This window comes from Streptomyces sp. NPDC050674, assembly GCF_040654575.1.
Lineage (GTDB): Bacteria > Actinomycetota > Actinomycetes > Streptomycetales > Streptomycetaceae > Streptomyces.
Genome location: NZ_JBFAIG010000004.1, coordinates 322,304 through 335,070, shown reverse-complemented (window position 1 = coordinate 335,070; position 12,767 = coordinate 322,304). Strand labels below are relative to the sequence as shown.

6 protein-coding genes are annotated in these 12,767 nt (G+C 71.7%); 1 reads left to right on the top strand and 5 read right to left on the bottom strand.

The features are described from left to right. Nucleotides 1-31: 31 nt before the first annotated feature. The 5 genes from glgB to AB0I06_RS10140 form a co-directional block, all read right to left on the bottom strand. Nucleotides 32-2,962, bottom strand: coding sequence for a 1,4-alpha-glucan branching enzyme (gene glgB / locus AB0I06_RS10160; RefSeq protein WP_363118291.1), 2,931 nt, complete (start codon nt 2,960-2,962; stop codon nt 32-34). A 28-nt stretch (nt 2,963-2,990) separates the two neighbouring features. Continuing rightward, a complete protein-coding gene (locus tag AB0I06_RS10155) occupies nt 2,991-4,433 on the bottom strand; it encodes a maltokinase (RefSeq protein WP_363118290.1) in 1,443 nt (480 codons plus the stop codon). A gap of 191 nt (nt 4,434-4,624) precedes the next feature. Then, nucleotides 4,625-6,325, bottom strand: coding sequence for a maltose alpha-D-glucosyltransferase (gene treS, locus AB0I06_RS10150; protein ID WP_363118289.1), 1,701 nt, complete (start codon nt 6,323-6,325; stop codon nt 4,625-4,627). Then, entirely contained in the window at nt 6,322-8,442 is a 2,121-nt protein-coding gene (locus AB0I06_RS10145) for an alpha-1,4-glucan--maltose-1-phosphate maltosyltransferase (RefSeq protein WP_363118288.1), read from the bottom strand. The genes treS and AB0I06_RS10145 overlap by 4 nt, the downstream gene beginning before the upstream one ends. 214 nt (nt 8,443-8,656) lie before the next feature. Beyond that, on the bottom strand, nt 8,657-9,859 hold the full coding sequence (locus AB0I06_RS10140; RefSeq protein WP_363118287.1) for a S8 family peptidase: 1,203 nt from the start codon (nt 9,857-9,859) through the stop codon (nt 8,657-8,659). A gap of 276 nt (nt 9,860-10,135) precedes the next feature. Here AB0I06_RS10140 and AB0I06_RS10135 point away from each other — a divergent pair, with 276 nt between their 5' ends. Further along, nucleotides 10,136-12,754: a glycosyltransferase family 1 protein gene (locus tag AB0I06_RS10135; protein WP_363118286.1), complete on the top strand. Its 2,619-nt coding sequence runs from the start codon at nt 10,136-10,138 to the stop codon at nt 12,752-12,754. Nucleotides 12,755-12,767: the final 13 nt, after the last annotated feature.

The window sequence follows — 12,767 nt, the reverse complement described above, 5'->3', positions numbered from 1 at the left end:
CCCGTCCACGTCCTGCCTCTTCCCCGGCCCCTTACGCCGGCCGCAGCCACACCGTCGCCAGCGGCGGCAGGGTCAGCCGGATGCTGGCCGGGCGGCCGTGCCAGGCCAGCGGCTCGGGCTTGACCGGGTCGGGGTTGGTGACGTCGCTGCCGCCGTAGCGTGCCGCGTCGGTGTTGACGGCCTCGTGCCAGGCGGGGACGTCCTCGGGCACGCCCAGCCGGTAGTCCGGCCGGGTGACCGGCGCGAAGTTGGACACCGCCAGGACCGGGACGCCCTCCGGGTCCAGCCGCAGGAACGCGAGGACGTTGTCGTCGGCGGCGTCCCCGACGATCCACTCGAAACCGGCTGGGTCCGTGTCGAGGCGCCACAGCGCCGGGGTCGCCCGGTAGACGGTGTTGAGGTCGCGGACCAGGTCGCGCACGCCCCGGTGGTCGGCCTCCGCCCCGTAGCCCGGGTCGAGCAGCCACCAGTCGGGGCCGTGCGCCTCGGACCACTCGGCGCCCTGCGCGAACTCCTGGCCCATGAACAGCAGTTGCTTGCCCGGGTGGGCCCACATGAAGCCCAGGTAGGACCGGACCCCGGCGCGCTGCTGCCACCAGTCGCCCGGCATCTTCGACACCAGCGAGCCCTTGCCGTGCACGACCTCGTCGTGCGAGATCGGCAGCACGTAGTTCTCGCTGTACGCGTACACCATCGAGAACGTCATCTCGCCGTGGTGGTACTTGCGGTGCACCGGCTCGTGGCTCATGTACTGCAACGTGTCGTGCATCCAGCCCATGTTCCACTTCAGCCCGAACCCGAGCCCGCCGAAGCCGCTCGGGCCCTTGTGATGGGTGGCCCGCGTGACGCCGTCCCACGCGGTGGACTCCTCGGCGATCGTCACCACGCCGGGCACCCTGCGGTACACCGTCGCGTTCATCTCCTGAAGGAACGCCACCGCGTCCAGGTTCTCCCGGCCGCCGTGCTCGTTCGGCGTCCACTGCCCCGCCTCGCGCGAGTAGTCCAGGTAGAGCATGGACGCCACCGCGTCCACGCGCAGCCCGTCGATGTGGAACTCCTCGCACCAGTACACGGCGTTGGCCACGAGGAAGTTGCGCACCTCGTTGCGGCCGAAGTCGAACTCCAGCGTGCCCCAGTCGGGGTGCGCGGCCCGCAGCGGATCCTCGTGCTCGTACAGCGGCCGGCCGTCGAACTCGGCCAGCGCCCAGTCGTCCCGCGGGAAGTGCGCCGGCACCCAGTCCATCAGGACCCCGATCCCGGCCTGGTGCAGCTTGTCGACCAGGTACCGGAAGTCGTCCGGGGTGCCCAGCCGGGCCGTCGGCGCGTAGAAACCGGTGACCTGATAGCCCCAGGACCCGCCGAACGGGTGCTCCGCGACCGGCATCAGCTCCACGTGCGTGAAGCCCAGGTTCCTGACGTACCCGGGGAGCTGCTCTGCCAGTTGACGGTACGTCAGCCCAGGCCGCCAGGACGGCAGATGGATCTCGTACACCGAGAACGGCGCCTCGTGCGCCGGGGTCTCGGCACGCCGGGCCACCCACTCGGCGTCGCCCCACTCGTAGTGGGAGGACGTGATGACCGACGAGGTCGCCGGCGGCACCTCCGTGCGGCGTGCCATCGGGTCGGCGCGCATCGACCTCGAACCGTCGGACCGGGTGATCTCGAACTTGTACAGCTCGCCCTCGCCGACGTCCGGCAGGAACAGCTCCCACACCCCGGACGAGCCCAGCGACCGCATGACGTGTCCGGTGCCGTCCCAGAAGTTGAACGTGCCCGCCACGCGCACCCCGCGCGCGTTCGGCGCCCACACCGCGAAGCGGGTGCCGGTCACGCCCTGGTGCGTCATGGGGTGGGCGCCCAGCGCCGTCCACAGCTCCTCGTGCCGGCCCTCGCCGATGAGGTGCAGGTCGAGGTCGCCCAGCGTGGGCAGGAAGCGGTAGGCGTCCTCGGTCTCAAGGACCGTCCCCTCGTACTCCACGACCAGCCGGTACGCGGGGACCTCCCGCAGCGGCAGCAACCCGGAGAAGAACCCCTCCCCGTCGGCGTGCAGTTCGGCGCGCAGCTCCCCGGTGACGACGGTGACCGACAGGGCGTACGGCCGGAACGCCCGGAAGGCGATGCCGCCGGGCACGGGGTGCGCGCCGAGCACGGAGTGCGGGTCGTGGTGCGTGCCGCCGAGCAGTCGCTCCCGGTCCACCGCGTCGACGGCGGGCGAGACGGCGACCTCCATCTCCGGAGGGGTGACCTGGGCGGACCCGGCCGTCCCGGCGGGTGCCTCGCGCGCGAGGGCCGTCTCCGCGGGGGCCCCGGCCGTGGCCGCCTTCTTGACCGCGGTCTTCTTGACGGCGGTCTTCCTGGCGGTCGCCTTCTTCGCGGTCGTCTTCGCCGGGGCGGCCTTGGTGACCGGCGTCTTCGCGGCCGTGCTCTTCGCGGCCGTGGACTTAGCCGCCGTCGCCTTCGTCGCCGCGGCCTTCTTCGTGACGGCCTTCCTGGCAGCGGCCTTCTTCGCGGGCGCCGCCGGCTCGGCCGCCTCCGCCCCCGGCGCCGCCTTCTTCGCGACGGCCTTCGCGGGCGCGGCCTTCTTCGCCGCCGCCTTCACGGGCGGCGCCGCCTTCTCGGCTGCCGCCCTCCGGGCGGTCGTCTTCCCGGCAGCCGTCTTCCCGGCAGCTGTCTTCTTTGCGACCGCCTCCTTGGCCGCCGCCTCCTTGGCGACCGATTTCTTCGCGGTCGTCTTCGCCGGCGTCGCCTTCTTGGCCGCGGCCTTCACCGCCGGTGACTGCGCGGCGGGCGTCTTCTTGGCGGCGGCCTTCTTCGCGGCGGCCGTCTTCTTCGCCGCTGCCTGCTTCGGCACCGCCGTCTTCTTCGCGGCGCTCTTGCGCTGGGCGGCCGTGGGCTGCTCGGGGATCTTCTCCCCGGCGGTCCCCTTGGGATGCGAACCGCTGGACTCAGGGCGGGGGGTCACGGGCGGAGCCTCCAGGACGAGGGGTCGGTCAGGTCAGGTGGCCGGACGAGGCGAGCCGGTCTATGGCGGCCAGGGGCACCGGCAGCCAGTCGGGGCGGTGCCGGGCCTCGTACACCACCTCGTAGATCGCCTTGTCCGTCTCGTAGGCCCGCAGCAGCACCGGGTCGGTGCGCGGGTCGTGGCCGGAGGCCTCGGCATAGCCGGAGCAGAACGCGGAACGGCAGGTCTCGGCCCAGTCCGGCCGGGGAGGGTCGATCGAGCGGGCCGCGTAGTCGAAGGACCGCAGCATGCCGGCGACGTCCCGCACCACCGGCTGCGGCATGCGCCGCTCGGCGAGCGGGCGGGCCGGCTCGCCCTCGAAGTCGATCAGCCACCACTCGCCGGACGGCGAGCGCAGGCACTGGCCGAGGTGCAGATCGCCGTGCACCCGCTGCGCGGTCCAGGTACCGCCCTCGGCGGCCAGGTCGCCCAGCGCCGTGAACGCCGACCGCAGCCCACCGGCATACGGCCGCAGCGCGGGCACCGCCTGGACGGCCGCCTCCAGCCGCTCGATCATGCCGTCGACCATCAGCCGGAGCTGCATGTGACCGAGGGTGACGGTCGGCAACGCCCGGGCCAGCGCGGTGTGCACCTCGGCGGTCGCCCGCCCCAGGGCCCGCGCCTCGGCGCCGAAGTCCTCCCCCTTGGCCAGTTCGCGCAGCGCCAGTTCCCAGCCGTCGGTGGCGCCCTGCAGGAACGGCTGGAGCACCCCGAGGACGTACGGCTGGCCCGCGGGGTCGGCCGGTCCGGTCGTGACGACCGGGTCCGCCGTGGGGGAGATGTCCGCGACCATCCAGGCCGTCGGGGCGGGAACCCGGGGGCAGCCCTCGCGGGCCAGGGCGAGCGGCAGCTCCAGGTCGGGGTTGACACCGGGCACGATCCGGCGCAACAGCTTCAGGATGAACGTATCTCCGTAGACGATCGAGGAGTTGGACTGCTCGGCGGTCACCACGCGCGGCACCAGCCCCGAGCGGATGTCCTGCCCCGGGTCCCGGTCGAAGCGGAGCCTGCCGACCCGGGCCCGGGTGCGCAGCGCCTCCAGGAGCAGTTCGGCCGGCCGGGAGTCGTGCAGGGCGTCGTAGACGGTCCGGCCCGCCAGCGGACCCGTCGGCACGTGTCCGATGAGCGCGGGCGCCAGCCGAGGCGGCAGCGCCTCGCGCACGCCTATCAGCAACTGGTAGCAGTCACCGGGGTGGCCCGGCGCGCCGTGGGACGGCACGACGGGCTGATGGGCGCGCACGAGCAGGTGGTACAGGCCGAGCTTGGAGGTGGCCGGGAGCAGCTCCGTGGCCTCGACCAGCGTGAACCCGGTGACCGGCCGTCCCTTGCCCGCGAACCAGCGCTGCCGCGGCAGCCATTCCCGCAGCAGTGGATCAAGGGAGGCAAGAAGGCCGGGCGGGGTGGTGACGGTGCGTGTGACGGCTTCCGACATGGCGTCGCGTCCTTTCACCCGTGATCGGTGCGCCTCCGGCGCCTGTGGCGGGCCCCGGACGGCGCTCCTCCGGCTCACGCGGGTGGGCGGGGTGTTACTGATGCGTGCCCCGGGCGGGGCGGAGGAAACGCCCCGCCGCCGGGGTTTGCCGCCCGCCCCGCGCATCAGGCCTCAACAGGCCTTTTCAGGCCTCACATGGTCTCCTTGCGGAGCCTGAACCAGTAGAACCCGTGGCCCCCGAGGGTCAGCAGGTACGGCAGCTCGCCGATCGCCGGGAAGCGGACCCCGCCGAACAGCTCCACCGGGTGCCGCCCCTCGAAGGCGCTCAGGTCCAGTTCCGTGGGCTGTGCGAAACGGGAGAAGTTGTTCACGCACAGCACCAGGTCGTCCTCGTACTCCCGCAGGAACGCCAGCACCGCCGGGTTCGACGACGGCAGCTCCGTGTAGGAGCCGAGGCCGAAGGCCGGGTTCTGCTTGCGGATCTCGATCATGCGGCGGGTCCAGTGCAGCAGCGACGAGGGCGAGGCCATGGACGCCTCGACGCTTGTGACCTGGTAGCCGTAGACCGGGTCCATGATCGTGGGCAGGAACAGCCGGCCGGGATCGCACGAGGAGAATCCCGCGTTGCGGTCCGGGGTCCACTGCATCGGCGTGCGCACCGCGTCGCGGTCGCCGAGCCAGATGTTGTCGCCCATGCCGATCTCGTCGCCGTAGTACAGGATCGGCGAGCCCGGCAGCGACAGCAGCAGGGCCGTGAACAGCTCGATCTGGTTGCGGTCGTTGTCCAGCAGCGGGGCCAGCCGCCTGCGGATGCCGATGTTGGCGCGCATGCGGGGGTCCTTGGCGTACTCGGCCCACATGTAGTCGCGCTCTTCGTCGGTGACCATCTCGAGCGTCAGCTCGTCGTGGTTGCGCAGGAAGATGCCCCACTGGCAGTTCGACGGAATCGCCGGGGTCTTGGCCAGGATCTCGGAGACCGGGTAGCGCGATTCCCGGCGCACGGCCATGAAGATGCGCGGCATGACCGGGAAGTGGAACGCCATGTGGCACTCGTCGCCGCCGCTCGGGTAGTCGCCGAAGTAGTCGACGACGTCCTCGGGCCACTGGTTGGCCTCCGCCAGCAGCACGGTGTCCGGGTACTGGGCGTCGATCTCCTTGCGCACCCGCTTCAGGAAGTCGTGCGTCTCCGGCAGGTTCTCGCAGTTGGTGCCCTCCTGCTGGTACAGGTACGGCACCGCGTCCAGCCGGAACCCGTCGATGCCCAGGTCCAGCCAGAACTTCAGCGCGGAGATCATCTCCTCCTGCACGGCCGGGTTCTCGTAGTTGAGGTCCGGCTGGTGGGAGAAGAAACGGTGCCAGTAGTACTGCTTGCGGACCGGGTCGTAGGTCCAGTTGGAGGCCTCGGTGTCGACGAAGATGATCCGTGCGTCCTGGAACTGCTTGTCGTCGTCCGCCCACACGTAGTAGTCGCCGTAGGGCCCGTCGGGGTCCTTCCGGGACTCCTGGAACCACGGGTGCTGGTCGCTGGTGTGGTTCATGACGAAGTCGATGATCACGCGCATGCCGCGCTGGTGGGCGGCGTCGACGAACTCCACGAAGTCGGCCAGGTCGCCGAACTCCGGCAGCACGGCCGTGTAGTCGGAGACGTCGTAGCCGCCGTCGCGCAAGGGGGACTTGAAGAACGGCGGCAGCCACAGGCAGTCGACGCCGAGCCACTGGAGGTAGTCGAGTTTGGCGGTCAGGCCCTTGAGGTCGCCGACGCCGTCGCCGTTGCTGTCCTGGAACGAGCGGACGAGCACCTCGTAGAACACGGCGCGTTTGAACCACTCCGGGTCACGGTCCCGGGCGGGGGTGTCCTCGAAGGTGTCCTGGACGGGTTCGTTGACGATCATGTTGTGGGTGACCCTCCGATCTCCGGGGTGGACGGTCGCAGGACCGTGAAGACGTGCGCGGGCCGGTGACCCGGTTCGAGGCGCACGTAGTTGGTCCTGCCCCAGTGGTAGGTCTCGCCGGTGAGCTCGTCGCGCACCGGCACCGACTCGTGCCAGTCCAGGCCGAGTTGCGGCATGTCCAACGAGACCGTCGCCTCCTGGGTGTGGTGGGGGTCGAGGTTGGCGACCACCAGAACCGTGTTCGAACCCTTCCGCTTCGAGTAGACGATCACCGCCTCCTGGTCCGCGTGGTGGAAGTGCAGGTCGCGCAGCTGCTGGAGGGCCGGGTTCTCCCGCCGGACGGTGTTGAGCCGGGTGAGCAGCGGGGCGATGGTGCGGCCCTCGCGTTCGGCGCTCTCCCAGTCGCGGGGCCTGAGCTGGTATTTCTCGGAGTCCAGGTACTCCTCGCTGCCCTGTTTCACCGGGGTGTTCTCGCACAGTTCGTAGCCGGAGTAGATGCCCCAGGCCGGTGAGAGGGTCGCCGCGAGCACCGCCCGGACCTCGAAGGCGGGCCGGCCGCCGTGCTGGAGGTAGGCGTGCAGGATGTCGGGGGTGTTGGGGAAGAAGTTCGGCCGCATGTAGGAGGCCGCCTCACCCGACAGCTCCGTCAGGTACTCGGTGAGTTCTTCCTTGGTGTTGCGCCAGGTGAAGTAGGTGTAGGACTGCTGGAAGCCGATCTGGGCCAGGGTGTGCATCATCGCCGGGCGGGTGAACGCCTCCGCCAGGAAGATCACGTCGGGGTCGGTGCGGTTGACGTCCGCGATGACCCGCTCCCAGAAGACCACCGGCTTGGTGTGCGGGTTGTCCACGCGGAAGATGCGCACCCCGCAGTCCATCCAGTGCCGCAGCACCCGGCAGGTCTCGGCGACCAGCCCGTCCATGTCCGCGTCGAAGGCGATGGGGTAGATGTCCTGGTACTTCTTCGGCGGGTTCTCCGCGTAGGCGATGGTGCCGTCGGGGCGGTGGTGGAACCACTCGGGGTGCTTGTGCACCCAGGGATGGTCCGGGGAGCACTGCAACGCGAAGTCCAGCGCCACCTCCATGCCCAGCTCCCGCGCCCGCCCGACGAACCAGACGAAGTCCTCCAGCGTGCCCAGGTCCGGATGCACCGCGTCGTGCCCGCCCTCCGGCGAACCGATCGCCCACGGCACACCCACATCCTCCGGGCCGGGGGAGAGGGTGTTGTTCCTGCCCTTGCGGAACGTCGTGCCGATCGGGTGGATCGGCGGCAGGTAGACCACGTCGAAACCCATCGCCGCGATCGCCGGCAACCGGCGCGCCGCGGTGCGGAACGTGCCGTGCGGCCGCTCGGGGGTGCCCTCCGAACGCGGGAAGAACTCGTACCACGAGCCGTACAGCGCCCGCTCCCGCTCCACCAGCAGCGGCAACGGCTCGGACGTGGTGACCAGGTCCCGCAGCGGATACCGGGCCAGCACCCCGTCCACCTCCGGCGTCAGCGCCGCCGCCAGACGAGCCGCCGCGGGACGGTTCTCGTCCCGCAGGGCGTCGACGGCGGTGAGGATCACGTCGCGCAGTCCCTCCTCCTCGGGCACACCGGCGGCGGCCCGCTCGTACAGACGAGCCCCCTCCTCCAGGACGACGTCCGTGTCCATGCCGGCGGGGATCTTGATCCGGGCGTGGTGGCGCCAGGTACCGACCGGGTCCCCCCATGCCTCCACCGTGAACGTCCACAGGCCGGGTTCTCCGGCGGTGACGGTGGCGCCCCACCGGTCCGTCCCCGGAGCCAGCTCCCGCAGGGGCGTCCACGGGCCGGGGCGGCCCTCGGGGTCCCTCAGGACGACATTGGCGGCCACCGCGTCGTGCCCCTCCCGGAACACGGTCGCCGAGATCTCGAAGCTCTCGCCGGTGACGGCCTTGGCGGGCCGGCGGCCGCGCTGGACGACCGGGCGGACATCCAGGACGGGTATGCGCCCGACCGCGGTCTCGTCGCCCGGGAGTGGTGGCGAGGCCTGTGGGCCGGCGTCGGCCGGGCGCGCGGGGCGTGCTTCGCCGCCGGGTGCGCGCGCCCCGGTGGTGCGGTGGTCGGGGGGTGCTGGCGAGTGGTGCTTGGCGGGCATGACCGCTCCTGTCCGCGTCAACGTGGGTAGGCGGATGTCTGTGGGGAGGTGGGTCCTGCTTGGTGCTCCTGAGAGGGGTACCCGCAGGAGCCTTCCCACCCTATTCGGGTGAGCAATCCGGCACTTTGTTAACTACTCACGCGTATGTCGACACACAAGACCGGCCTCGTCCGCGACGGACGGGGCCGGTCCCGGGCGTGGCTGTTTCTTCGCCCTACCCGGGCGGCACCCGCAGTAATTTGTCCGGCGAACCGGCGCCCCGGCCGGAGACCTTCCCGGTCGTCGCCGAGGCGGTCAAAGCCCTCCCGACCTGCGACGGAGCAGCTTTTGGATGATCGGCCAAATAGAGGGCGGCCGCTCCCGCGGCATGCGGGGACGCCATCGAGGTACCCGAGGAGACGGCCCGTGCGGTGTCGCTCGCGGCCCACGCCGAGGTGATGGCGACCCCCGGTGCGAACAGATCGAGGGCCGGACCGTGGTTGGAGAAGGCCGGTTTTGTATCCTCCCGGTCGGTCGCGCCGACCGTGAGTGCCTCTTCGACGCCGCCCGGGGAGGTCCGGCCGGCCGGCACGCCGTCGTTGCCCGCGGCGACCGTGTAGGTGACGCCGGAGGCGATGGAGGCGCGGACCGCGGCGTCCAGCCGGTCGTTGCGCGGGCCGCCGAGGCTGAGGTTGGCCACCGCGGGTTTCCTCGCGTGCCGGGTCACCCAGTCGATCCCGGCGATCACCCGGGCCGTGGTGCCCCCGCCCGCGGCGTCCAGGACACGTACCGAGACGACCCTCGCCTTCTTGGCGACGCCGTAGGACGTCCCGGCGACCGTGCCCGCGACATGGGTGCCGTGGCCGTTGGCGTCGGAGGCGACCGGGTCGTTCCCGACGAAGTCCCAGCCGTGGCCCGCCCGGCCGGCGAAGTCCTCGTGGGTGGTCCGCACGCCGGTGTCGATCACGTACACCGTCACCCCGGCCCCGCCCCGCCGCGGCCAGGTGTAGCTCCGGTCCAGTGGCAGACGCGGCTGGTCGACGCGGTCCAGCCCCCAGGACGGCGGGTCGCGCCGGGTGTCCTCGAGTCGCACACGGGTGTCCTGGACGACCGAGGCGACCCGGGGGTCGGCGGCCAGCCGCCCTGCCTGTCTCGCGTCGGCCCGGACCGCGTAGCCGTTCAGGACCGTGCCGTAGATGTGGCTGATCTTCACCCCGTACGTCCGGGCGAGGCCCTGTCCGGCCGCCGACCGGGACCCCGTGCCCTCCTTCAGCGTCACCAGGTAACTTCCGTGCACGGAACCGGGTGATCCGGCGCCGAGTATCCGCCCCTCCGGTACGGCGTGCGCGGGCAGGGTGGTGGCCGAAAACGCCGCGGCGCAGATCGCCGCCGCCAGGCCCCCCGCCCGGCGCAGACGCCGCTCGCGCGTCCGAGCCATGGTCCGAGTTCCCCTCCTCGACTCGGCGTACGGCCGCCGCGCGGTGCCGCGAGCGGCGGGCACGGGCCGGTACGCCAGAGGCAGCCTCTCGTGACGTGTGAAGCACCACAAGGACGCCTATGGGGGTGGAATCGGCCATATCCGCCGATGGTGCCGTTCCGGCCGATCGGGGGCACCGGCCCTGAGCTCCAGCGGAGGGGGCGCCGACGCCGGTACTGTCGTAGAAGACGTCGTCGAAGCCCTGCGAAATCCAGCGAACGCGCCGAGGTGGAACCCGTGAAGGCGATCCGTCGATTCACCGTCCGACCCGTTCTCCCCGACCCCCTCCGGCCCCTCAGTGACCTGGCCCGCAACCTGCGCTGGTCGTGGCACGCGGAGACCCGTGACCTGTTCCGGTCCGTCGACCCCGAGCGCTGGGCGGCCTCGGGCGGCGACCCCGTCCGGCTGCTGGGCAGCGTGCCGCCCGCACGGCTGGCGGAGCTGGCCGGGGACCGCCCGTTCCTGCGCCGCCTCGCCGCGGTCGCGGGCGATCTGCACGACTACACGAGCGGCGACCGCTGGTACCAGACCCAGCCCGAGGACCTGCCCGCGGCGATCGCCTACTTCTCGCCCGAGTTCGGCATCACGGCCGCCCTGCCCCAGTACTCCGGCGGCCTCGGCATCCTGGCCGGCGACCACCTCAAGGCCGCCAGCGACCTCGGCGTCCCGCTGATCGGCGTCGGCCTGCTCTACCGGCACGGCTACTTCCGCCAGACCCTGTCCCGGGACGGCTGGCAGCAGGAGCACTACCCGGTCCTCGACCCCAACGAGCTGCCCGTCGTCCAGCTGGAGGAGCCCGACGGCACCCCCGCACAGGTCGCCCTCGCCCTGCCCGGCGGCAGGCAGCTGCACGCCCGGATCTGGCTGGCGCAGGTCGGCCGGGTCCCGCTGCTGATGCTGGACTCCGACGTCGAGGAGAACGACCTCGGCGAGCGTGGCGTGACCGACCGGCTCTACGGCGGCGGCAGCGAGCACCGGCTGCTCCAGGAGATGCTCCTCGGCATAGGAGGGGTCCGGGCGGTACGCACGTACTGCCGGCTGACCGGACACCCCGAGCCGGAGGTGTTCCACACCAACGAGGGGCACGCCGGGTTCCTCGGCCTGGAGCGCATCGCCGAACTCTGCGCCCAGGGCCTCGACTTCGACTCCGCGCTGGAGTCGGTGCGCGCCGGGACGGTCTTCACCACCCACACGCCCGTCCCGGCCGGCATCGACCGCTTCGACCGCGAGCTGGTCGCCCGCCACTTCGGTCCCGGCGCCGAGCTGCCCCGCATCGACGTCGAGCGCGTCCTCAGGCTCGGCATGGAGACCTACCCCGGCGGGCAGACGAACCTGTTCAACATGGCCGTCATGGGGCTGCGCCTGGCCCAGCGCGCCAACGGCGTCTCCCTGCTGCACGGCAAGGTCAGCCGGGAGATGTTCGCCGGGCTGTGGCCCGGCTTCGACGCCGACGAGGTGCCGATCACCTCGGTGACCAACGGGGTGCACGCGCCCACCTGGGTCGCCCCCGAGGTGTTCCGGCTCGGCGCCCGGCAGATCGGCGCCCAGCGTGCCGAGGACGCCCTGACCGTCGGCGGCTCGGACCGCTGGGACGCGGTCGCCGACATCCCCGACCAGGACATCTTCGACCTGCGGCGGGTGCTGCGCGAGCAGCTCGTCGAGGAGGTGCGCGAGCGGCTGCGGGCCTCCTGGCGGCAGCGCGGCGCCCACACGGCCGAGCTGGGCTGGATCGACGACGTGCTCGACCCGGACGTCCTCACCATCGGCTTCGCCCGGCGCGTCCCGTCGTACAAGCGTCTGACGCTGATGCTGCGCGACCGGGACCGGCTGATGGACCTGCTGCTGCACCCCGAGCGGCCGGTGCAGATCGTCGTGGCGGGCAAGGCGCACCCCGCGGACGACGGCGGGAAGCGGCTGGTGCAGGAGCTGGTGCGGTTCGCGGACGACCCGCGGGTGCGGCACCGGATCGTGTTCCTGCCGGACTACGGCATGGCGATGGCGCAGAAGCTCTACCCCGGCTGCGACATCTGGCTGAACAACCCGCTCAGGCCGCTGGAGGCCTGCGGCACGTCCGGGATGAAGGCCGCGCTCAACGGCTGTCTCAATCTGTCGGTTCTGGACGGCTGGTGGGACGAGTGGTTCCAGCCCGACTTCGGCTGGGCCATCCCCACGGCGGACGGTGTGGGGACCGACCCGGACCACCGGGACGACATAGAGGCCGCGGCGCTGTACGACCTGCTGGAGCAGCGGGTGACGCCCCGCTTCTACGAGCGGGGACGCAGCGGGCTGCCCGACCGGTGGATCGAGATGGTCCGGCACACGCTCAGCCTGCTCGGGCCGAAGGTGCTGGCCGGGCGGATGGTCCGCGAGTACGTCGAGCGGCTCTACGCGCCGGCTGCGCTCTCCCACCGGGCCGTGGGCCCGGACGCGGCGCGGGACCTCGCCGAGTGGAAGACGAGGGTGCGGGCGGCATGGCCGGGCGTCACCGTCGACCATGTGGAGACATCGGCGTCGGAGGTGCTGGCCGAGCTGGGGACGACGCTGGGGCTTCGGGTGCGGGTCGCCCTCGGCGATCTCGGGCCGGATGACGTGGACGTGCAGGTCGTGTCCGGGCGGGTGGACGAGGAGGACCGGATCGGGGACGCGACGGTTGTTCCCCTGAAGCCGGTGGGGTCTCCCGACCAGGACGGGCGCTGGGTGTACGAAGGGCCTTTGTCGCTGGATCGCACCGGGCCTTTCGGGTACACGGTGCGGATCCTTCCCGCGCATCGGCTTATGGCTTCCAGCGCGGAGTTGGGGCTTGTGGCCGGGCCCTCCGAGGAGCTGGTGGCGGCTGCGGGGTTGTTGATGCGGTGAGTTGCCGTCTGCG